At 52.9% G+C, this 21670-nt stretch carries 19 protein-coding genes and 1 tRNA gene; 8 read left to right on the plus strand and 12 right to left on the minus strand.

What is annotated here, in order from left to right:
- Positions 1-24: 24 nt before the first annotated feature.
- Positions 25-972 carry an ABC transporter gene (locus KGP21_RS22730; protein WP_115159255.1) on the minus strand — a complete coding sequence of 316 codons (948 nt, stop codon included), beginning with the start codon at positions 970-972 and terminating at the stop codon, positions 25-27.
- The gene (locus KGP21_RS22735) at positions 972-1640 is read right to left on the minus strand and encodes a DsbA family protein (RefSeq protein WP_179248339.1); all 669 of its coding nucleotides are present in this window, start codon (positions 1638-1640) and stop codon (positions 972-974) included. The genes KGP21_RS22730 and KGP21_RS22735 overlap by 1 nt, the downstream gene beginning before the upstream one ends.
- Before the next feature lie 1360 nt (positions 1641-3000).
- On the opposite strand from KGP21_RS22735, the gene KGP21_RS22745 reads away from it, so the two are divergent.
- The 3 genes from KGP21_RS22745 (at position 3001) to KGP21_RS22755 (ending at position 7660) form a co-directional block, all read left to right on the plus strand.
- Positions 3001-4086 (plus strand): efflux RND transporter periplasmic adaptor subunit, encoded by a 1086-nt coding sequence (locus KGP21_RS22745; protein WP_059201682.1) that lies wholly within the window; start codon positions 3001-3003, stop codon positions 4084-4086.
- Positions 4086-7166 (plus strand): efflux RND transporter permease subunit, encoded by a 3081-nt coding sequence (locus KGP21_RS22750; protein ID WP_223500286.1) that lies wholly within the window; start codon positions 4086-4088, stop codon positions 7164-7166. Before KGP21_RS22745 ends, KGP21_RS22750 begins: the two co-directional genes overlap by 1 nt.
- A gap of 119 nt (positions 7167-7285) precedes the next feature.
- Complete coding sequence (locus KGP21_RS22755) at positions 7286-7660, plus strand: lysozyme inhibitor LprI family protein (RefSeq protein WP_021806174.1); 375 nt, start codon at positions 7286-7288, stop codon at positions 7658-7660.
- A gap of 41 nt (positions 7661-7701) precedes the next feature.
- Here KGP21_RS22755 and KGP21_RS22760 read toward each other — a convergent pair whose 3' ends face one another.
- Positions 7702-7923, minus strand: a complete 222-nt coding sequence (locus KGP21_RS22760) for a hypothetical protein (protein ID WP_021179822.1) — start codon at positions 7921-7923, stop codon at positions 7702-7704.
- A gap of 245 nt (positions 7924-8168) precedes the next feature.
- Positions 8169-9080 carry an EamA family transporter gene (locus KGP21_RS22765; RefSeq protein WP_059201683.1) on the minus strand — a complete coding sequence of 304 codons (912 nt, stop codon included), beginning with the start codon at positions 9078-9080 and terminating at the stop codon, positions 8169-8171.
- Between the two features lie 182 nt (positions 9081-9262).
- Between KGP21_RS22765 and KGP21_RS22770 the strand changes: the two genes are divergently transcribed.
- From KGP21_RS22770 to KGP21_RS22785, 4 genes are all read left to right on the plus strand, one after another.
- Positions 9263-9481: a hypothetical protein gene (locus tag KGP21_RS22770; protein ID WP_021806176.1), complete on the plus strand. Its 219-nt coding sequence runs from the start codon at positions 9263-9265 to the stop codon at positions 9479-9481.
- 2 nt (positions 9482-9483) lie between these two features.
- Positions 9484-9819, plus strand: coding sequence for a low molecular weight protein tyrosine phosphatase family protein (locus tag KGP21_RS22775; protein WP_059201684.1), 336 nt, complete (start codon positions 9484-9486; stop codon positions 9817-9819).
- Positions 9820-10012: 193 nt separating this feature from the next.
- On the plus strand, positions 10013-10954 hold the full coding sequence (locus KGP21_RS22780) for a hypothetical protein (RefSeq protein WP_209528718.1): 942 nt from the start codon (positions 10013-10015) through the stop codon (positions 10952-10954).
- 48 nt (positions 10955-11002) lie between these two features.
- Positions 11003-11515, plus strand: coding sequence for a DUF3828 domain-containing protein (locus KGP21_RS22785; protein ID WP_223500288.1), 513 nt, complete (start codon positions 11003-11005; stop codon positions 11513-11515).
- 3 nt (positions 11516-11518) lie between these two features.
- Here KGP21_RS22785 and KGP21_RS22790 read toward each other — a convergent pair whose 3' ends face one another.
- The 7 genes from KGP21_RS22790 to xerD all read right to left on the minus strand — a co-directional run bounded on the left by KGP21_RS22790 (position 11519) and on the right by xerD (position 19582).
- Positions 11519-12919, minus strand: coding sequence for an HdeD family acid-resistance protein (locus KGP21_RS22790; protein WP_223500290.1), 1401 nt, complete (start codon positions 12917-12919; stop codon positions 11519-11521).
- A gap of 229 nt (positions 12920-13148) precedes the next feature.
- Positions 13149-13222, minus strand: a tRNA-Gly gene (locus tag KGP21_RS22795).
- 157 nt (positions 13223-13379) lie between these two features.
- Entirely contained in the window at positions 13380-14897 is a 1518-nt protein-coding gene (gene lysS, locus KGP21_RS22800) for a lysine--tRNA ligase (RefSeq protein WP_021806189.1), read from the minus strand.
- A 9-nt stretch (positions 14898-14906) separates the two neighbouring features.
- A protein-coding gene (gene prfB, locus KGP21_RS22805) for a peptide chain release factor 2 (protein ID WP_098929871.1) occupies positions 14907-16005 on the minus strand; the annotation gives its coding sequence in 2 pieces (ribosomal slippage) (positions 14907-15929 and positions 15931-16005; 1098 coding nt in all).
- Positions 16006-16201: 196 nt separating this feature from the next.
- Positions 16202-17935 (minus strand): single-stranded-DNA-specific exonuclease RecJ, encoded by a 1734-nt coding sequence (gene recJ, locus KGP21_RS22810; protein WP_115159279.1) that lies wholly within the window; start codon positions 17933-17935, stop codon positions 16202-16204.
- Between the two features lie 6 nt (positions 17936-17941).
- Positions 17942-18655, minus strand: coding sequence for a bifunctional protein-disulfide isomerase/oxidoreductase DsbC (gene dsbC / locus KGP21_RS22815; protein WP_021806191.1), 714 nt, complete (start codon positions 18653-18655; stop codon positions 17942-17944).
- A 27-nt stretch (positions 18656-18682) separates the two neighbouring features.
- On the minus strand, positions 18683-19582 hold the full coding sequence (gene xerD, locus KGP21_RS22820; RefSeq protein WP_021179811.1) for a site-specific tyrosine recombinase XerD: 900 nt from the start codon (positions 19580-19582) through the stop codon (positions 18683-18685).
- 93 nt (positions 19583-19675) lie between these two features.
- On the opposite strand from xerD, the gene fldB reads away from it, so the two are divergent.
- Positions 19676-20194 (plus strand): flavodoxin FldB, encoded by a 519-nt coding sequence (fldB, locus tag KGP21_RS22825; protein WP_021179810.1) that lies wholly within the window; start codon positions 19676-19678, stop codon positions 20192-20194.
- A gap of 35 nt (positions 20195-20229) precedes the next feature.
- On the opposite strand, the gene creD is transcribed toward fldB, so the two are convergent.
- On the minus strand, positions 20230-21618 hold the full coding sequence (creD, locus tag KGP21_RS22830; protein WP_223500291.1) for a cell envelope integrity protein CreD: 1389 nt from the start codon (positions 21616-21618) through the stop codon (positions 20230-20232).
- Positions 21619-21670: the final 52 nt, after the last annotated feature.

Genomic DNA, 21670 nt, shown 5'->3' on the forward strand with positions numbered 1-21670 from the left:
GATCTGACTTCTTCAATTTCCAGGTTATTCATTGATAAAAAATAACGAATGTGAGTGCCATAACAGCCAATCTTCAGGGTGCCTGACGATCGACGTTTCAATCAGTTCCGGCAGTTTGGCTTTCAGATTGCAGGCCGGTATCGGCGGATAGATGTGGATCTTTATTCCCTGATCGTAATACAGGTAATAAGAGACCACCTGTGCAGACAAGGCTCTGGCGATACGAATAACGCCGCTGTGCAGGTTGGCCGGGCGATCAAACAGGCGGCAACTGAGCTTCGCCGTTTTCGCCTCATTGGTATTGACGGTGTAATCCGGCGAGATATCCGGGAAAATCATGATATTGCGTTGATGATCGGCCGCCGCCATAATCGCGCTAGTCAAATTGCCGGCAATCGCCCGGTTATCATCATGGATCGAGCAGTAAGACAGGTGAATTCCCGCTTGCTGTCGCATTCTTTCCTGATAGACCTCCGCACTGGCAGAAACCACCACCGTTGCCTGCCCCGGAAACACCCCAGCTCCTACCATGCCAGCCAACACGTCAGAAACCATATGCAGCGGTGCAAGAACCACCGGTTGCCCTGCTCGGTGCAAGGGTTCGACAACTGCGTTGAGCTGTACCTGACAGTGTTCCAACTGGGCCAGGAGGTGAGCGTTACCGGCATAGGCAGCGGCCAGATCCAACAAACGACGACGCTGGCTGATCTTGGCAAAATCCACCTTGCGGTCATCCTTAATCAGGCATTGCTTATTGGCTGCGGCCACAAACGCACGCCTGCGCTCCCCCCGATTATTCAACCGCAGCCAGCGGCTAAGCGCCGCCAGCCCAAGAAACCAACGATAATCGCCATGCCGCAGCAACCAGCAAACGGTCTTGTGCTGTGTTCTGCGCAACGGTAAAAAACCCCGCGCGATTTTTGCGAGGGCATCTCTCCAGGCCAGATAAACCCACACGGCAAAGAAGCGCATTATTGCTCCAGCGGTTTATCATGCTGCAGCAACGACAGCAGGTGATCGGCAAATTCCGGGAAATCGCGATCCTGCAGTGCCAGCCACTTCTTGCTGACGATAAAGGTTGGGGTCGCGTTGATTTTGTAGTGATCGGATACCATGGTCATATAGCTCAGCAACTCTGCGACCTGCGGAGTTTGACTGGCTGCGTGATAAGCCGCGAGATCGATATCATTCTCCATCAACCAGCTATCAAGATTTTGGGGTTGACTCAGATCGCTTTGCTGTTTGATGACGGCGTTATAGGCACTTTCACGATGCTGAGCTTCAATACCCATCACCGTCAGGGTGGCAAATAATGGGGCGTAACTTGCCAGGCCATTGCTCTGCGCATTATTGAGATGCAGACGGATCAGTTTTGTCCCTGCTGGCATACGCGCTTCCAGCTTGGCAATATTCTCTTCGTTTATGGCACAGTAGTGGCAGCCGTAAGAGAATATCTCGACGAGGGTATTACCCTCTTTGATCGGGCTATTCTTGATCTCGTCATCGCTGACAGCAACCAGAGCTTGCTGTTCGATGCCCTGATTCAATACAAAATAGTGGAAATAGGCCGTCGTGATCAACGAGGAAATAACGATGATCGCCAAGGTATAAATGAGAAGCAGTAGGGGTTTTTTGAACATAAACCATATCTCCTAAAAAAGGCACACCAATGAGATCTTATAACGGAGGGATAGCCATTTTTATTTAGCACGTAGCGCCGTTGGCGAGCCAGCAGCCATCACATCCCTGTCCATCAATAAGCACCACTTTTCAAACAGGCCGATGCGAAAATCCTATCGCATCAGCCCAAATTTATATCCTGAAACTCAGGAAGAGCTTACGGCCGGCCTGCCGGGCAGTTGGCAGAATCAACAGAGGAGCTAGTCTGACTCACAATTCGGCCATTCTTATCCAGACAAGTTCTGACTACATAGCAAGCACCACCAGCGCCACCCACATACTCAACAGCACAGACTCTTTTACATTTACCGCCAACAATTGTATCTGCTTCAAGTGTATTAACTTTTTTCACAACATCGTCCTTTTTATAAAAGTGAAACAAAAACAGCCCGAGTAACGCCTATCATCAGTGATAGAGCAATCCTACGCTTGATATAAAGGCACGATTAACCATACCTTTATTAAAGCGCAGGAAATTACGTTAAGCTGAATTATTTCGCTCTATCAAAAGAACTCTAGCCCAAGGATAGCCCGACGTTTAAAGCAGATCAATAATAATTTTTGTGGCAATTGACCTATTGCAACCAAATCATAATGCCGCTAATACAGGATATTTCCCGTTAAAGAACAAGATTAAACACAATAAAAAATACACCACTAGATATACCGTACCAAATAAAAGAAATTAATAAAGGACAATTCCCTGAACGTGAAAATAACCCCACATCAAGAACGCAAGATATTAAAGAAAATCTAAACGGTATTACGAGGCGATAATCGGAGGGAGAAAGCAGAACAACTTGCATCATTGATAGCACAAGGTGTGCGGGACTGGGACTTTTATCATAGCCACCAACATAATTGCGGAAAATGATTTAGATCATAACCAAGAATCATCTTAATCCGTACCATCCTCGGCATCCTGCTACCGCGGATGCTGATTATCTGTTACCGATCATCTTAGCCGGGAAATCATTAGCGTTGATTGATTAGCCATAACCGAAACCGGGCCAACGGCATGAACTGAAGATAATTTACTCACGTTGGCAAACGGCATACTAAGCTTGAAGAGTCTACGAGTGGTTGAAACTGAAGGAAACAACATGGGTTGCGCACGCCCGCTAGCGGGTACCGGGAATCGCGTCAGGAGTGCGTGAAATCCCAGAGGGTTGTGTCCTACGGTCACAGTAGCAAGATTAAGTTCCCGCAGCAGCGTGAACCAAGGCCGGAGCTGGCCTAGACGAGCGGTAAGACGTGATGCATATGGTCAACGAGTTAACTCATCGCTCCCCCTAAAATCCGATCCTAAGAGATTGCATCGTGAATATAAAACTGGTTGCCGTTGTGCTTTGCACACTTTTTCTTACTGCCTGTGACAGAGAGACGCCTAAAGAACTCGAAAGCGTCCGTCCGGTGAATATCTTTGAAGTTAGCAACAGTGCCCAGCAAGGAGTACGCATCTTCCCAGCCAGGATTATCGCGGGTGACCGTACCGACCTGGCTTTTAAGCGCCCGGGGCAACTGCAACAATTGCTGGTACGCGAAGGGGAACGAGTCAACCAGGGGCAAGTGATTGCCGAGCTAAACAGTAATGACGCGCGCCTGCGGCTACGTGATCGGCAGGCCACGTTCGATTTGGCGCAGGCGCAATTCAATCGTTTCGCCACCCTGAGTGCCCGCAATGTTATTCCCCGTGCCGAACTGGATGTTCATCGCGCAGCGCGTGATTCGGCCCAAGCCGCCTTGAAGTTGGCCAGGGAAGAAGTGAGCGATATGCAAATCCGTGCCCCCTTTACCGGTGTGATTGCCACGCTCACTGCCCGTAACTATCAAGTGATCCCGGCAGGCCAACCGATAGCGACCCTGAACTCGCTGGATTCGCTGGATGTGGTCTTCAGCATCCCCGAAAATCTGTTCATTGTGATTGATGAAAACAATGCACAGTACCAACCTATTGTTCTGTTGAACAACTTGCCGGGCCGCGAGTTTACCGCCCGCTATAAAGAACACACCACCAATACCACCGCGGGCTCATTGACCTATCAAATGACCCTGACCATGCCGCGCCCAAAAGATCTGCCAATGCTCTCGGGAATGAGCGGCAGCGTGAAAATCAATCTCGGTAATCTGGCCGGGGCTTCGCAGAAGACCAATGTCATTGTGCCCGTAGAAGCAATATTTAACCCAGATAACAGCCCACGCAATCAGCCCCACGTGTGGGTGATCAAGGAACGTGATGGCAAACTGTTTGTGGAATCTCGTCAGGTTGAAACCGGACAACTGACCGCGAACGGAATACAGATCGTATCCGGTCTGGCCGATGGTGAACGGATCGTCGCCGCCGGTACTCGCGAACTGCGCCCCAATCAGGAAGTGCGCGCCTGGGTCCGTGAGCGAGGTCTGTAATGAAACTGACAGAGAACTTTATCAACAACGGCACCCGAATCTGGTTGGCTATCCTGCTGCTAGGCATTGGCGGCGTGCTGGCGTTTCTCAACATCGGCAGGCTGGAGGATCCGGCCTTTACCATCAAGACTGCGGTGGTGGTCACCCGCTATGACGGCGCTTCGGCCCAGCAGGTGGAGGAAGAAGTCACCCTGCCGCTGGAAAATGCCATTCAGCAGTTGCCATATATCGACAACGTGACCTCCATCTCCAGCGTGGGGCTGTCGCAGATCACCATTAATATCCGTGCCGAATACGGAGCCGCCGAATTGCCGCAAATCTGGGATGTGCTGCGCCGGCGCATTGGCGATGCCGCGATACGGTTGCCCCCCGGTGCCAGCCCACCGATAGTGAACGATGATTTTGGCGATGTGTACGGCTTCTTCTTCTCGCTGTATGGCGACGGCTTTAGCAATCAGGAGCTGCGCAACTTTGCCGAGCTGCTACGCCGTGAGTTAGTGGTGGTGCCAGGCGTGGGCAAGGTGGGGATTGTCGGGGTGATCCCGGAAGAGGTGCAGATTGAGATCTCCCGCGCCCAGATGACCGCCGCCAATATTATCCCACAGCGGCTTTACGATCTGCTGAGCCGGCAGAACGTGGTGTCCAACGCCGGAGATCTGTTGGTGGGCAGCGAGTCGATCAGGCTGCATCCCACCGGGGAATTTGCCAGCGTGCAAGAGTTGGGTAACCTGCTGATTAGCGAGCCGGGTAGCCCGCGCAGCGTTTACCTGCGCGATATCGCCACTATCAGCCAGGGCGTAACCCACTCCCCCAATAATATCTACCGTGCCAACGGGCGGCCTGCGCTCTCCATCGGCGTATCCTTTGCCCCGAATGTGAACGTGATTGTGGTGGGCGAAGCGGTCAAGGCCCGGTTGGCCCAACTGCAAGCCGAACGCCCCGCCGGGATGGATATCAGCGTTTTCTACGATCAGTCCCATGAAGTAGAAGGCGCGGTGAACGGCTTTATCATGAACTTTTTGCTGGCGCTGCTGATCGTGGTCGGCACCCTGCTGATCTTTATGGGGGTGCGCAGCGGGCTGGTGATCGCCGCCTCGCTGGCGCTGAACGTGCTTGGCACCCTGCTGATCATGAAGCTGTTCAACATTGAGCTGCAGCGCGTTTCGCTCGGGGCGTTGGTGATCGCCTTAAGTATGTTGGTGGATAACGCCATTGTGATCGTCGAGGGCGTGCTGGTTGGGCGGCAACAGGGTGAGAAAACCCTGCAGGCCATTAATAACGTGGTCAAACGCACCATGTTCCCGCTACTGGGGGCGACGGTGATTGCCATTCTGGCGTTTGCACCGATCGGCTTATCCAACGATGCCACCGGGGAATACTGTAAGTCACTGTTCCAGGTGCTGCTGATCTCTCTGATGCTGAGCTGGTTCACCGCCTTGACCCTGACGCCGGTATTCACCAAATGGGCGTTTGAAAAACAGAAAATGGCCGAGCCAAAACCCGATGAGCCGGTCAAGTCGCCTTATGACGGTTGGCTGTTCCGCGTCTATCGCAATCTGTTGGGCAAACTGCTGCGCCAGCGCACCATTACGCTGGGGGTGCTGGCCGCGTTGATGGTTGTCTCGGTGATCGGTTTTGGTAACGTGCGCCAAAGCTTCTTCCCACCGTCCAATACGCCGATCTTCTTCGTCGATCTCTGGCTGCCCTATGGCACCGATATCGCCTACACCGAAAAGATAGCCGCCGAGATCGAGCAGCATATCCAGGCGCAAGAAGGCGTCAGCGATACCATGGTCACCATCGGCCAGGGTGCGATGCGCTTTATGCTCACCTACAACGCACAGCGGCAATATTCCAACTATGCACAGATCATGGTACGAGCCAAACAGCTCAACCAGATCCCCGGTATGATCGGCCAAATAGAGGGCTACGTACGCAACAATTTCCCTCAGGTGAACGCCCAGGCCAAGCGCATCATGTTCGGGCCTTCGAATAACAGTTCCATCGAAGCACGCTTTATCGGCCCGGATCCTAACGTGCTGCGAACGCTGGCGGCCAAGGCAGAAACTATCGCCAGCGCCGACCCCAATGCCGACGGCGTGATGCACGATTGGCAACAGCGCAGCAAGGTCATTCGCCCGCAGTTTTCGGATTATCTTGGCCGTGAATTAGGGGTGGATAAACGCGAAATCGACAGTGCACTGCGCATGAGTTTTGGCGGGATCGCCGTTGGCCTATATCGTGATGGCACACGGTTAATGCCGATTGTGTTAAGAACGCCGGACTCGGAGCGGTTGAATGCCGAACGGTTGAACGACGTGATGATCTGGAGCCAGGCACGGCAGGCGTTTATTCCCATCGACAACGTGGTCAACGGCTTTACTACCGAGTGGGAAGATCCTCTGATCATGCGCCGGGATCGCAAACGCACCCTGACGGTTCAGGCCGATCCTAGCTCCCAGAGCGGTGAAACCTCTGCCGAACTGTTACAACGCATCAAACCGGATATTGATGCCATCCCATTACCGCTCGGCTATGAACTGAATTGGGGCGGCGACTATGAAAGTACCAAGGAAGCCCAGGCAGGGTTGTTCACCAGCCTGCCGGTAGCCTTTGTGATCATGTTCATCATCACCGTGCTGATGTTCAGCTCACTAAAAAATGCCGTCGCCATCTGGCTGACCATTCCGCTAGCGTTGATTGGGGTAACCGTGGGCTTCCTGCTAACCGGTATCCCGTTTGGCTTCATGGCGCTGATTGGCCTGTTGAGTTTGAGCGGGATGTTGATCCGTAACGGCATTGTGCTGGTAGAGGAGATCGGGTTACAACGGCAGGAAAAACCAATCCTGGAAGCCATCATCGACGCCTCTACCTCACGCTTGCGCCCTATCCTGCTGACGGCCTTTACCACCGTACTCGGCCTGGCCCCACTGCTTAGCGATGCCTTCTTCCAAAGCATGGCGGTGGTGATCATGTTCGGCCTGGGCTTTGCTACCGTGCTGACGCTGTTGGTGCTGCCGGTGATCTACAGCTGTATGAACTCCGATAAGCAAAAGGTCACACCGCAAACCGAGGCTTGAGACTTAAGTAAGAGCACCGCATACGCCCGGTTGAATTTTTGTCTTCAATCGGGCTATTGCAAAATGCGGCATTGGTTTACTGTGTAGCCAGTTCAAAACCAAACACGGAGAAGTGCAAAGTGATTAAAGAAACAATCTTGGGATGTTCGCTGCTGTTGGTCTCTGCCACTACGTTGGCCGGTGGTTGTGACAGCCCGCGCACCCCTTATGACGTGACCTACTGCGCGGCATTGGAGATGGTGCAACTGGATCAAGAGATCAATGTGCAATACAAGAAGGTGATGGGGTTGCTGACCCAACCGCAAAAGCAGACGCTGAAGCAGTCGCAGATCGAATGGCTTAAAAATCGGGACAGTCAATGTAGCGACGATTCCATGATCAATGTCGCCTGCTCAAACAAGACCATGCAAAGCCGTATCGATTTTCTGAAAAGCGTAGAGCGGGAATGTAAAAGTACCGGCTGTGACAGCAAAAAACTGGCTCAACAGCAGTAATAGGATCGGGGCGCCTATGCTGCGCCCCGACTAAAAAATCACTATTTGGTTAACGCGATAATACCCAATGTCAGGCCAGCGACCGCTGCCGCCCCGCCTGCAATCGCCCCGGCGGTTTCCCAGTTATCCTGGGTGGTGCCTTTCATACAGGTATTAGTATGAACCAGACGGCCTTGGTCGTCATAGACCGGTACGCAAGGCGACTCGGTAGCACACCCGGACAGTAAAACGGCCAGCAGGCCCGCTGCAATAAACTTACTCATACTCACACCTCGGCGTTCAACAGCCAAAAAAACATCAAAATGAATGAAAATCGGGCCACTGTACCACCGATGCCTATCGCGATGGATCCGGAATAGTCGCAAAATGTGTGGGGGAGTGAAGCTATTAGATTAGGGCCTGCAATAGCAGAGTGGCTCATGGTTTATCGCGCTGCCTTCAATGGATGACGGCACAGCATGAAAAAAAGAGTAGATGAGGGAGTTCAGCATTCTCCCCCTTCACACCACTAGCGCTGTTGATATTTTCTGATGGCAGGCTTGAGCAACCCGCCAAACACATTGACCAACAAGCCCACGATGATCACCAATGCACCGATCATTTGTTGCAATGATAGCCTTTCGCCTAATAACCATGCAGCTGAGACAATACCGATAACCGGCACCAGCAGCGTTAACGGCGCAACGCGCCAGGTTTCGTAACGGCTCAGCAGGTTACCCCAGATGCCATAACCCATAATGGTGGCAACAAACGCCAGATAGAGCAGCGCCAGAATGGTTTCACCTTGAATATGCACCAGGCTGTCAATCAACAGCGCTTGCCCCTCAAACAACCATGAGCATATGAAGAACAGCACCACCGGTACGGGTGTACTCCACACCACCAGTGACATGATCGGCACATTACGATCGCGCATAATCACCTTGTTAGTGATATTCCCCAGTCCCCAAGATAGCGCTGCGGCCAGCGTCAACATCATGGTGGTCAACGTGATACCCGCCGTCGTTTGCCCAGCCATGCCCGCGCTAGCCAGCATAAACATGCCAACGGTGGCAATCATAATCCCGGCAATATGGTTCCATTTCAGCTTTTCTGCCAGCAACAGTGCGCCGAGCAAAATGGTAAAGAAAGCCTGGGCCTGCAACACCAGTGATGCCAAGCCCGCAGGCATGCCAAGCTTGATCGCCATAAACAGGAAAGCGAACTGACCAAAGCTGATGGTGATGCCGTACGCCAGCATCCAGCGGAGCGGGATTTTCGGTGGTTTGACAAACAGGATTGCCGGGAACATGACAAGCGCAAAACGCAGGCCCGCCAGTAAAAACGGTGGCATGCCATACAGACCAACTTTGATGACCACAAAGTTCAGCCCCCAGGCCACCACCACAAACAGTGCCAACAACTTATCCTTTACTGACATCATGCATTCCTTTTATTTCCCGTAGAGAGGTTGCGACCTCGTCAGAGCAGTGGCCACAGAATAAAGACGATTTATTGTTTATAGCCGAAATGTTAGCATTACCGGGCGGCATAAGATGCTGCTGCACCACCTCTCGTATTATCGCGGCTGCTGAACCCCGATAACACCGATGAGGCATTAACATGACTGACATACGTGGCCGGGCCTGGCGCCTGGTAAATAACAAACGCAACAAACACCGTGAGATGGGGGATTTTCAACCCAAGTTCACCAAAGAGAAAAAGTGGAAAATGCTCTATACCCGCTCACATAAAGTGACCCGGGCGAGGCAACTAGGCATTGAATACCCACAAGTATCCCGCGCCGTAGCCCGGCGTAACTCACTTGATGAGATTGATTAACCATGAATGTGCTGTTTGTCTGTAGCCGTAACCAATGGCGCAGCCCTACCGCAGAACGCATATGGCAACGGACTCCCGGCCTGACCACCAGGTCGGCCGGGACCAGCCGTAATGCCAAAAAAACGGTAACGCCGGCGTTATTGCGCTGGGCAGATATGATTTTTGTCATGGAGCAAAAGCACAAGAGCCGGTTGGTTGCCGAGTATCAGCGCCTGTTGGAACACAAACCGCTGCACGTTCTCGATATCCCCGATGACTATCAATATATGGATCCTGAGCTTATCACCCTGCTCGAACAATCTGCCGAGCCGTTCCTATCGCCTTTCATCCTGAAATAATCTTGTCGGGCACATGTCCTCGAAAGCGGTGTTCTCCCTTGCAGCGAGCGGTTTATCGTAAGCAGAAAATAGTCCCTGAGTCTGGTAATCTACCAGGCTTGAGTTCTTGGGTTTTAAGCCTTCCGGCTAACTAGCTAGGGTACAGTAAGACACTAATTCAGGATTATGTGATTGATTATAGGGATATAAAAGTATGATTACCGAACATACCGCGTTTTTCGCCAGCCCCTCCAAGCGATGTGATGATGTGTCTGCCATCGAGCGTAGAATAGCGACAAAGACGCTCTACTTATTGCTTTCTCCCGTTTTCACACTTGTTTTCATTGCATCTCTGGCTACGCCAACCCTATTTTTTATCGAGGGTGACACCTTTCTACTTGGTGTTTTATTTTTATTGATCCTTCTCCCCCTGAATTATTTATTCTTTAAAAGAATTAGCGACAACTTAAAATTAAAGCATGGAGAGGTGTACTTTAACGTCACCTCTCAAGGTGTTTTCTATACGCGATACAACGATCTTTCAGGCGGTGTAAGTCATTATCAGCTACTATGGCCAGAAGTCACAGGTTCGTTAGAAGACGGCACCAAGGCCACGATTGGCTTTCGTAATACGGGCTATAAAAATAATACTAAAAACCTGATTATCTACACCCAAACCCAATCCGGTGAAACGAAAGAAAATTTAATCCCGGTGCATGAAATAAAGAAATTCAAGCATCACTGGGAGATTACACGTGCAATACTGATGCAGATTGCCTCTCTACAACGGCCCGAACTGGTGATTTCTGAGGAGGTTTTCTATGACTTCAATGTTAACCCCTCGACGTTTGAGTTTCAGAAGAAAAGCCGACGAAGAAGGCTGGCAAATTTCGTTGGGATCACTATATCACTTATCCTCATTTTCGGGGCTTTGTATAGTGCATCTATAGGGCTTACAACGATTGAAGTGAGTGGCTTCTGGTTTGTGTTGTCTCTGGTGGTTTTGTTCTTGGCTATGATATTAATCATCGCGTTCACCGTGGTGATCTTTGAGCGCATCCCTTTCTTTAGGAATAGTTTTCCAGCGTATACCTTGGTTTCGTACAGGGCTGAACAAGAACGACCAAGCGTTGCCATCAAGGTGAGCACACCGTAGTATGGACCGTTGATTTAAGGGATAGAGAACGATTAAGGAATTGTAACCATGCGCATTTTTGCTTTGCTCTGTTTCTCTCTGCTTTCGTTTGCTGCACTTACGCAGCCCGCATCGGCCATTGAAAATCCCAGTAACTTTATAGCACGGATCTATGCCACCTATGGCCATGATGATGTTGCAACCGCATTCATCGGCGAAACGGGCCCGAAACGGATTGCTTCAAAGCAATTCCTCGCGGTGTTGGAAGAGGATCAGGCGCTAACCTTACCGGGCGATATAGGCTATCTTGACGCCGACCCGATCTGCCAGTGTCAGGATTATCAGAACCTGGTGGTGACGGATATCAATATTCTCTCGAACGATAATAAAAAATCGCATGCCGCAGTCACTTTTCGCGCTTTTAGTGATAACAGTCTCACGACTACCACCACGTTTGATTTAGTGGCTGAGAATGAGCAGTGGTTTATTGACGATATTTTTGATGCCAATCAGCACAGTGTTCGTAATGCTATTGATGCAAATAATAAAGCCCTGCGTATAAAAGGGGAAACATTACCATAATCGCTACTTGCCTTTGTCATTTGAGGGCTCACTGCGAACATTTGACGCTATCGTGCCCTGCGCTTTTTCATCACGCCATTGCTTGCGCAAAGATAACATTTTCTCCAGGGCTCGTCGTATGGTGGTTATCCAACCGGCCGGCCGGGGATCCGCCAACATGCTCAATGCACGTGCATAGTCAAGCATCAGCCCTGGTGTCCAGGCCATCGTTTTTGCGCGTTTACGTATTTGTACCGCCACCCATAATTCCGGCGTCGTGAGAATTTTACTCAACACCCACCAGTGGCCACGTTGTCCCCATATCTTACTCACTACGCCTTCCAGCGCTGCTTCAAGACCCCGCGCCACACTGCTTGAGCAGTTACGATGCGTGAGATTATACGTATTGTCTTCACGATAAACTTCCCAGAACCGTTTCAGACGTTCAGCATCGTAGTTCCTGATCCGCACACGCTGGGTTGAAGGACACCATGCCCCTGACTCTGTCACATAATCCGGTTGGAATTTCCCTTCAACATTATTGTCTGCGGTTGCCCGCAGCAAGCGGGTAAATTGATCTGGCGACCGATCAATATCGACCGCTGGATACAAACTGATATATATACCTTCCGGAGATTCAAGTGCAGCATGGCCGGTGGAAATCACCCCATTTTTATCCACCGCAGCAATATAACGATCAATCACAGGATGAGGCACCGTTTTACTCTTCGAGGATCCCACAGGAGTCCAGACATGTATGGTCAGTGCAGGTTCATCATCAGCCGGAGGGCCTTCCCATTCAGTCACCAAAGGCGTGGTTACTGCACTACTGGCTTCCTCAGCGGCCTTATTACCCAAAACCGCGGGGTTGACCTCCAGCTTTTTGACGCGCATCGCCAGCATAACCATATTCCACCCACCAAACATCAACCCAAGACCTAAACAATAAGGCACGGTGCCGACATAATGGGTCGGGTAGGGCTGAAAGAAGAAAATAGCTAACATCACTTCCAATACACCGCCAGCCACTACCAACTTCCAGTTTTTATAGCGCACGACCCCAGCGGAGACAATTTGCAATAACCCATCGGCCAAAAACAACGTGCCAAAAATCATCGATAAAATAAAATGGCCATGGTGTTGTCCACTCAAGATCAATATCGCGGCCAGGGAAAATGCGCCTCCTTTCACATAACGCAAGGTACGTTGTCCGCCGATGCCGGTATGCGCGACCATCAGCGTTGCCAGTCCCTCGATCAGCAACAGGAAAGCAAAGGGATGCAAAGGGAAATAAATCGCGTTATCCAACGCATCGATGAAAACGATTAAGCCCGCTAACACGCCTAACCAACCGGCAATCATCAACCCTCGCCAGCGGTTACGTAAATAATCTACCCCAAGTAAAATCATTACCAACCGAACCATGCCTTATCCCCTCTCATTGTAAGGCGGTTTGTCAGATCTACGCAGAAGTGGTTTTCCAAGATGGCATGAGTATAGTTTCAAACTGCATAGGTGTAACTAAACACATTTCTATAGAAGATAGTGGTTTGATTGGGGAAACACGGGTTGAACCAAGTTGATATGGGAAATGATAAAACGTTATTAAATCAGAGAATAGTTGATTTTAGTGGTGTTCAGGGAGACTTGAGATTGGAGCGGGTGAAGGGAATCGAACCCTCGTATGCAGCTTGGGAAGCTGCCGTTCTACCATTGAACTACACCCGCTTAGGTGTGCGACTGGCATTATAACCGGTTATGCGCGCCGGGCAAGAGAAGATAACGCATAACTGCCGATGTTTTAAGCGGTTAGCAACACCCCGCTCTCTTCAGGCGAAAAAAAACCGGCACAGTCGCCTGCACCGGCTTAATCACTCAGCTAACGTTACTTGCTCGGGCGCATGGCCGGGAACAGGATCACGTCGCGGATGGTGTGGCTGTTGGTCAACAGCATCACCATACGGTCGATACCGATGCCCAGACCCGCGGTTGGCGGCAGGCCATGTTCCAGCGCGGTGACGTAGTCTTCGTCGTAGAACATCGCTTCGTCGTCACCAGCATCTTTCGCGCTAACCTGATCGGCAAAACGCTGCGCCTGATCTTCTGCGTCGTTCAGCTCTGAGAAGCCGTTACCGATTTCACGCCCGCCGATAAAGAATTCGAAACGATCGGTGATTTCCGGGTTCTCGTCGTTACGGCGTGCCAGCGGAGAAACCTCTGCCGGGTACTCGGTGATGAAGGTTGGCTGGATCAGATGGCTTTCTGCGGTCTCTTCGAAGATCTCGGTAACTACGCGACCCAGACCCCAGCTCTTCTCTACCTTGATGCCGATGGATTCGGCAATCGCTACCGCGCTAGCCATCTCGTTCAGATCGTCGAGGTTGGTTTCCGGGCGGTATTTCTTGATCGCTTCACGCATGGTCAGCTTTTCAAACGGCTTGCCGAAGTCGAACACCTCATCACCATAAGGCACCTTGACGTCACCCAACACGTCCTGCGCCAGCGTACGGAACAGCGACTCGGTCAGCTCAATCAGGTCTTTGTAATCCGCATACGCCATATAGAGTTCCATCATGGTGAACTCTGGGTTATGACGCGGGGAAACGCCTTCGTTACGGAAGTTACGGTTGATCTCGAACACGCGCTCGAAGCCACCTACCACCAGGCGCTTCAGATACAGCTCTGGCGCGATACGCAGGTACATGTCGATGTCCAACGCGTTGTGGTGCGTGACGAACGGACGAGCAGACGCGCCGCCAGGGATCACCTGCATCATCGGGGTTTCGACTTCCATAAAGCCTCGACCCACCATGAAGTTACGGATCGCCGCCATCACCTGCGAACGGATCTTGAAGGTGTTGCGGGATTCTTCGTTGGCGATCAGATCCAGATAACGCTGGCGATAACGGGTTTCCTGATCGGCCAGGCCGTGGAACTTGTCTGGCAGCGGACGCAGTGCTTTGGTCAGCAGACGCAGCTCGGTACAGTGGATAGACAGTTCGCCAGTTTTGGTCTTGAACAGCTTACCGCGTGCGCCGAGGATATCGCCCAGGTCCCATTTCTTGAACTGCTCGTTGTAAACACCTTCAGGCAGATCGTCGCGTGCGACGTAGAGCTGAATGCGGCCACCCACGTCCTGCAGCGTCACGAAGGAGGCTTTACCCATGATACGGCGGGTCATCATACGGCCAGCTACGGTCACTTCGATACCCAGTGATTCCAGCTCTTCGTTTTCTTTGCTGCCGTATTCGGCATGCAGTTTGTCGGAGGTGGTATCACGACGGAAGTCGTTCGGGAACGCAATGCCGTTCTCGCGCAGCGCGGCCAATTTTTCACGGCGTGACTGCAGCTCGTTGTTGAGATCCAACGCCTGTTCGGCGCCTTGTGCTTGTTGCTCAGACATTTCTGTTCCTCATAACCCGGCTTTCAAACTTGCCTCAATGAATTTATCCAGGTCGCCATCCAGTACGGCCTGCGTATTACGTGTTTCGACGTTGGTGCGCAAATCCTTGATGCGGGAGTCATCCAGCACGTAAGAACGGATTTGGCTGCCCCAGCCGATATCGGACTTGTTGTCTTCCAGCATTTGCTTGTCAGCATTTTTCTTTTGCATCTCGTATTCATACAGCTTGGCGCGCAGCTGTTTGAATGCCTGATCCTTGTTCTTATGCTGAGAGCGATCGTTCTGGCACTGCACCACAATATTGGTTGGCAAGTGGGTAATACGCACCGCCGACTCGGTTTTGTTAACGTGCTGACCACCAGCACCGGAGGCGCGGTAAACGTCAATGCGCAGATCGGCCGGGTTGATTTCGATATCGATATCGTCATCCACTTCCGGATAGATAAATACGGAACTGAAGGAAGTATGGCGACGGCCACCGGAATCGAATGGGCTCTTGCGTACCAGGCGATGCACGCCGGTTTCAGTACGTAACCAGCCAAACGCGTAGTCGCCGATAATCTTGATAGTTGCCGACTTCAGGCCCGCGACGTCGCCGTCGGACTCTTCAATCACTTCCGTTTTAAAGCCTTTGGATTCCGCCCAACGCAGGTACATGCGCAGCAGCATGCTGGCCCAGTCCTGCGCTTCGGTGCCGCCGGAGCCTGCCTGGATATCCAGATAGCAGTCCGCGCTGTCGTATTCACCAGAGAACATACGACGGAATTCTAATTGTTCCAGCTTGGCGCTCAGTTGATCGAGCTCAACCACGGTCTCGTTGAAGGTGTCTTCGTCTTCCGCCTCAACCGCCAGTTCCAGCAGGCCAGTGACGTCTTCACAGCCCTGTTCCAGCTGATCGATGGTTTCGACAATGGCTTCCAGCGACGAGCGCTCTTTGCCTAATGCCTGTGCGCGTTCAGGTTCGTTCCAAACGTCCGGCTGTTCCAGCTCGGCGTTAACTTCTTCTAGGCGTTCTTTCTTGGCATCATAGTCAAAGATACCCCCTGAGAACGGCTGTCCGCTCGGACACATCCTGAATGCGGTTTTTTACCGGATTAATTTCAAACATGATTTTTTGTGTTCTTACGTTGATGTCGTCGATGGCGAAATGCCATTGGAACCGGTAATTCTAGCGGATCCAGCGGCCAGTTTATAGCGAGTTGGTCAGTTTTTGTGGGGGATCAACGTTCAGATGCAAGAATCAACATGTGGCACGTCAAGTCCCCTCTCCCTTTGGGAGAGGGTTAGGGTGAGGGGCTAGCCGGTTAACGCGGCCAGAGGTGCTGAATGAGCAACTGCACGTTACGGTTGCCACGGAACTCGTTCACATCCAGTTTGTACGCCAGTTCCACTTCTTTGATGCTGCTGTCCGGCCACTGCGTAGTATCGATATTGAAGGCGATGCCGTCCAACAATGGGCCGCCACCGAGCGGTTCGATCATCAGCTTCAGGTGTTTTTCGCCCACCAACCGCTGTTGCAGGATACGGAACTTGCCGTCAAAGGTTGGCTCAGGAAACGCCTGCCCCCAAGGCCCGCCCTCACGCAGAAGCTCCGCGGTGGTCAGGGTCAGTTCTTGCATCATCAACTCGCCGTCCGACCAGATCACGCCTTCCAGCATGGCTGGATCGAGCCATTCGCCGACCAGCTCGCCAAAACGCTGGCGGAACTCGTCAAACTTGGCCTCTTCCAGCGACAAGCCCGCCGCCATCGCATGGCCACCGAACTTCATCATCAGCCCAGGATTCAGGGTATCGAGCCGCTCCAGCGCATCACGCATATGCAACCCGGCCACCGAGCGGCCAGAGCCTTTCAAAATGCCGTCGCCCGCAGGGGCAAAGGCGATCACCGGGCGATGGAAACGCTCTTTGATGCGAGAAGCCAGAATGCCCACCACGCCCTGATGCCACTCTGGGTGATACATCGCCAACCCGTAAGGCAATGCGGTGGTGGTGCGTTCCAACTGATCGCACAGCTCCAGCGCTTCCACCTGCATCCCCTGCTCTATCTCACGCCGGGTCTGGTTGAGCGCGTCGAGATCGTTGGCCAGCATACGCGCCTGGGCAATATCGTCGCTCAACAGCATGGCGACGCCGATCGACATATCGTCCAGCCGCCCTGCCGCGTTCAGCCGTGGCCCAAGAGCAAAACCGAGATCGCTGGCCGCCAATTGCCGCGCATCGCGGTTAGCCACTTCCAGCAGAGCGCGAATACCTGGCCGACACTTGCCAGCCCGGATGCGGTTCAGCCCCTGATACACCAGAATACGGTTGTTGGCATCCAGCGGCACCACGTCCGCCACCGTGCCCAACGCCACCAGATCCAGCAATTCGGCTAGATTAGGCATAGCCAGCGCACGCTGTTCGAACCAGCCGCTGTCACGCAGCTTGGCCCGCAAAGCCAACATCAGATAGAAGGCAACGCCTACACCAGCCAAAGATTTGGAGGGAAAATCACAGTCACGCAGGTTCGGGTTAACGATCGCCTCTGCCGCAGGCAAAGTATCCCCCGGCAGATGGTGATCGGTGACCAGCACCTGTATTCCCAAGCCGTGCGCAACGTCAACGCCCGCATGCGAGGAGATACCGTTATCGACCGTGACGATCAGCTCGGCACCCCGAGCCGCCGCCTGTTCCACTACTTCGGGGCTAAGGCCATAGCCATCTTCAAAACGGTTGGGCACCAGATATTCGATAGAGCTACAGCCCATGCTACGCAAGGCCAGCACCGTCAGTGCGGTACTGGTGGCGCCGTCGGCGTCAAAGTCGCCCACCACCATGATGCGGCGGCCGTCGGCCAGTGCCTGCTGCAATATCGCTACCGCAGCATCGATACCGCTCAACTGTTGCCAAGGCAACATGCCCTTGACGCTACGCTCCAGCTCCTGCTCGCCCTTAACTCCGCGCAACGCGTATAAGCGACGTAACAGGGGAGGCAGGCTGGCGGGTAAATGGCTGGCATCTGCCGCCTCGCGGCGGCGTAATTGGGTTTTAATACTCACCGTGACTTATTTCGTGGCTGCGGAGGCTGCATGCGCATCCAACATCGCGGCCATCTCTTTCGGCCCTTGGTAGCCAGGGACAACCATGCCGTTTTTCAGCACGATAGCCGGGGTGCCGTTGATACCAAACTGAACGCCCAGCGCATAATGCTGGCTGATATCGGTTTTGCAGGTTGCCGGAGACACCGCGTCGCCCTTCATGGCAGCATCGAAAGCCTTAGCCCGGTCTGCGGTACACCAGATGGAACGCATATCTTTCTCTGCCTGAGATTCCAGCCCCTGACGCGGGAACGCCAGATAGCGCACGGTGATCCCCAGATCGTTGTACTCTTTCATCTGCTCGTGCAGCTTGTGGCAATAGCCACAGGTGATATCGGTGAACACGGTGATCACGTGTTTCTCTTTCGGCGCTTTGTAGACGATCATCTGATCTTTCAGCGCTTCCAGACGGGTCATCAACAGTTGGTTAGTCACGTTAACCGGCTCGCCGCCGCTGACGTCAAACAGCGGCCCTTGCAACACGTGCTTGCCATCTTCCGTCACATACAGCGTGCCGCCTTCGGTCAATACGGTTTTCAAACCGGCGACCGGCGAGGGTTGCACGTCTGCCTGCTTAATGCCCAGGCTACCTAGTGCTTTCTGAATGGCTGCATCGTCAGCATGGGCCGCGCCGGTAACCGAAGCCACCAGCAGGGAGAGCAGCATTAAACCTTTTTTCATTCTTCCAATCCTTTCGATCCCTGCGCATCAGGCGCGCGGGTGATGCTGTTGATGTAGCTGTTTCAATCTTTCAGTGGCTACATGAGTATAAATTTGTGTGGTTGAGAGGTCGCTATGCCCCAATAACATCTGTACGACACGAAGATCGGCCCCATGGTTCAGTAAATGGGTGGCGAAAGCGTGGCGCAGCACATGCGGAGACAGCCGTTCGCTGTCGATACCCGCTAGGATCGCATAGTGTTTAATCCGATGCCAGAACGTCTGGCGAGTCATTTGTTGGCTGCGGTTGCTGGGGAATAGCACATCCAGCGTCTGGCCGTTCAGCATCCAGGGCCTGCCGTGTTCCAGATAATTTTCAATCCAGTACACCGCTTCTTCACCCAACGGCACCAGGCGCTCTTTGTTGCCTTTACCGATCACCCGCACCACCCCCTGGCGCAGGCTGACATCGCTGATGGTCAACCCCACCAGTTCCGACACACGCAACCCGGTGGCATACAATACTTCGAGCATAGCCTTGTCACGCAGCTCCAACGGTTGATCGACGCAAGGTGCCTGTAGCAAGGCCTCAACCTGCGCTTCGCTCAGATCCTTGGGTAACCGCTGCGGTAATTTGGGCGAGGCCAGCAACGCGGTGGGGTCATCTGCCCGCATTTTTTCACGGTTGAGATATTGGAACAGGCGGCGCATCGCGCTTAACAACCGGGCTGAACTGGTCGCTTTGTATCCTCCCTCCACCCGTTCGGCGAGGAAGGCCTGTAAGTCCAACGCTTCGGCCTGTAACAGGCTGCGGTTGTTGAGAGCCAGCCAACCGGCCAGCGCCTGTAAATCGAGCCGATAAGAGGCCAGCGTATTCTCTGCCAGATTGCGTTCGATCCACAACGCATCCAGGAATTGCTCAATCAGCGCACTGTCTTGCTGTTGCACGCGGTCCTCTCTTGGTTACGTTTCTGCCACAGGCATTATGCCTTAAGGTATACTCGTTGCAATTCTACCTACGGCATTATAAATGGTTTAAACATGAAGATTGGTCTGTTTTACGGCTCCAGCACCTGCTACACCGAGATGGCAGCAGAAAAAATCCGTGAGATTCTGGGTGAAGACCTGGTCGACCTGCACAACCTGAAAGACGTTTCTCCCAAGCTGATGGAAGACTATTCCATCCTGATCCTGGGTATTCCAACCTGGGATTTTGGTGAGCTGCAAGAGGATTGGGAAGCGATCTGGCCGCAACTGACTGAACTAGACCTGAAAGGCAAGATCGTCGCCATGTACGGAATGGGCGATCAGTTGGGTTATGGCGAATGGTTTCTGGATGCGCTGGGGATGTTGCACGACCAGCTTGCCCCACAGGGCGTGCAGTTTATCGGTTTCTGGCCGATCGACGGGTTTGAATTTACCAGCCCCAAACCGCTCAGCGCCGACGGCAAACACTTTGTTGGCCTGGCGCTGGATGAGGTGAACCAATACGACCTGAGCGAAGAGCGTCTGCAACAGTGGTGTGAACAGATCCTGCTGGAGATGGAACCGCTGCTGTAACGAAATTGGGCGCGATATCGCGCCCAACAACGTCTTTATTTCCACAAACTGAAGCGGCTCTCGCCATTACTGGCTGGCGTCTCAGCGGTTTCTGGCTCGGCAATATTACCCTTCAAGCGAGTCGGATCGGCCACCTGATACCAGTCCAGCTTACGCGTCAGCAGCATAATGCCCGCCAGAACCCCGAACAGCAGCACCGAACCTAATACCAGTGCGTTATCTTCCGACTGCAACAGCATATACAGAATGCCATACAGCAGGAGCAGACTGGCGGCGAATAGCATGCCACGACGCATCCCGCGCAGCACGGCGCTGAGGTAGAAGGCAATCAGTCCACTACAGGCCACGCTTGCCAGCAGGTACGCCACGTCGAACCCCAGATGTTCCGAGAAAGCCAGCAGGATCAGATAGAACAGCACCAGCGCCGCCCCCACCAACAGATACTGGATCGGGTGCACCCGCAGCCCGGTCAGGGTTTCGAACAGGAAGAACGCCATAAACGTCAACCCCAGGAACAGCACCGCATACTTCACCGCCCGCTCGGTCAGTTGATAGTGATCGACCGGTTCGATCAGGCTCGTCGTGAAGGTCGGCAGCTTTTCCTCTTCCATGATGCCGTTATCATACATGAATGAGCTATTGATATTGTTGGCAAACCAGGTGCTGCGCCAGCGGGCAGAGAAGCCTCTATCGGTCACCTTGCGCTCATCCGGCAGGAAGTTGCCCAAGAAGTTCGGATGCGGCCAGTTACTTTGTAATAGCAGCTCGGAACTGCGCCCTACCGGCACCAGGGACAAGCTGCTGGTCCCTGCCAGGTTGAGGGTGAAATCCGCCGTCAGCCCTTCTTTCTGCAACGAGGCCAGGGCCAGCGGTGCATGGATCCCCTGAGAAAGCCCACTGACCAAAGTACCCGGCTCAAACTTGGCCTGCTGTTGAATGCCGTTGAGGGCAGAGATGCTTTTGATACCACGAGAATCGCTCAATGACAGCATCAGGAAGGGTTGGCCGATCGTAATGTTGCTATGCTGCAAATCCTCCAGATCGGGTTGGCCGAATTTCACCTGGAAATCCAGTGGCCCCTGATACACCTGAGTCTGGTAGATACCCAGCTTACGGATCTCAACGTTGGGCTTGCCATTGACCACCAAAGATTCGGGCAAAACAAAGCGTTGATAGCGAGTGGTCTCTATCTTGATTTCGCCTTTTTCGTTCTTCTTCTCTTCCCGGAAGGTGTACGGGATCACGATCACTGGCCCAAGAATACGCTGCGCCCGGCTGGTGCTTTCACTCACTTGCCCCACTACGCTCTGGCGATAGCCGCTACGTTCCTGTACCACATCCATGAGCATACCCACCGGGATCATCATCAGGATCATCAATCCCAGCAGGGTGGTTATTTTCCAAAACAGTACCGATTTAAACATCGTGGCAGACTCCTTGTAGGTAATGTCGCTACGATAAAGTCGGCAAGTGAAA

Origin of the sequence: Serratia sp. JSRIV004 (assembly GCF_019968705.1) — a bacterium.
GTDB classification, from domain to species: Bacteria; Pseudomonadota; Gammaproteobacteria; order Enterobacterales; family Enterobacteriaceae; genus Chania; species Chania fonticola_B.

What these genes read in the sequence shown, in the direction of transcription:
- creD (WP_223500291.1), bottom strand. Translation starts at nt 21,618, where the DNA reads ATGTTTAAATCGGTACTGTTTTGGAAAATAACCACCCTGCTGGGATTG.
- KGP21_RS22785 (WP_223500288.1), top strand. Translation starts at nt 11,003, where the DNA reads ATGCGCATTTTTGCTTTGCTCTGTTTCTCTCTGCTTTCGTTTGCTGCA.
- KGP21_RS22775 (WP_059201684.1), top strand. Translation starts at nt 9,484, where the DNA reads ATGAATGTGCTGTTTGTCTGTAGCCGTAACCAATGGCGCAGCCCTACC.
- lysS (WP_021806189.1), bottom strand. Translation starts at nt 14,897, where the DNA reads ATGTCTGAGCAACAAGCACAAGGCGCCGAACAGGCGTTGGATCTCAAC.
- KGP21_RS22780 (WP_209528718.1), top strand. Translation starts at nt 10,013, where the DNA reads ATGATTACCGAACATACCGCGTTTTTCGCCAGCCCCTCCAAGCGATGT.
- KGP21_RS22730 (WP_115159255.1), bottom strand. Translation starts at nt 972, where the DNA reads ATGCGCTTCTTTGCCGTGTGGGTTTATCTGGCCTGGAGAGATGCCCTC.
- KGP21_RS22790 (WP_223500290.1), bottom strand. Translation starts at nt 12,919, where the DNA reads ATGGTTCGGTTGGTAATGATTTTACTTGGGGTAGATTATTTACGTAAC.
- KGP21_RS22770 (WP_021806176.1), top strand. Translation starts at nt 9,263, where the DNA reads ATGACTGACATACGTGGCCGGGCCTGGCGCCTGGTAAATAACAAACGC.
- KGP21_RS22750 (WP_223500286.1), top strand. Translation starts at nt 4,086, where the DNA reads ATGAAACTGACAGAGAACTTTATCAACAACGGCACCCGAATCTGGTTG.
- KGP21_RS22735 (WP_179248339.1), bottom strand. Translation starts at nt 1,640, where the DNA reads ATGTTCAAAAAACCCCTACTGCTTCTCATTTATACCTTGGCGATCATC.
- KGP21_RS22765 (WP_059201683.1), bottom strand. Translation starts at nt 9,080, where the DNA reads ATGTCAGTAAAGGATAAGTTGTTGGCACTGTTTGTGGTGGTGGCCTGG.
- dsbC (WP_021806191.1), bottom strand. Translation starts at nt 18,655, where the DNA reads ATGAAAAAAGGTTTAATGCTGCTCTCCCTGCTGGTGGCTTCGGTTACC.
- KGP21_RS22760 (WP_021179822.1), bottom strand. Translation starts at nt 7,923, where the DNA reads ATGAGTAAGTTTATTGCAGCGGGCCTGCTGGCCGTTTTACTGTCCGGG.
- fldB (WP_021179810.1), top strand. Translation starts at nt 19,676, where the DNA reads ATGAAGATTGGTCTGTTTTACGGCTCCAGCACCTGCTACACCGAGATG.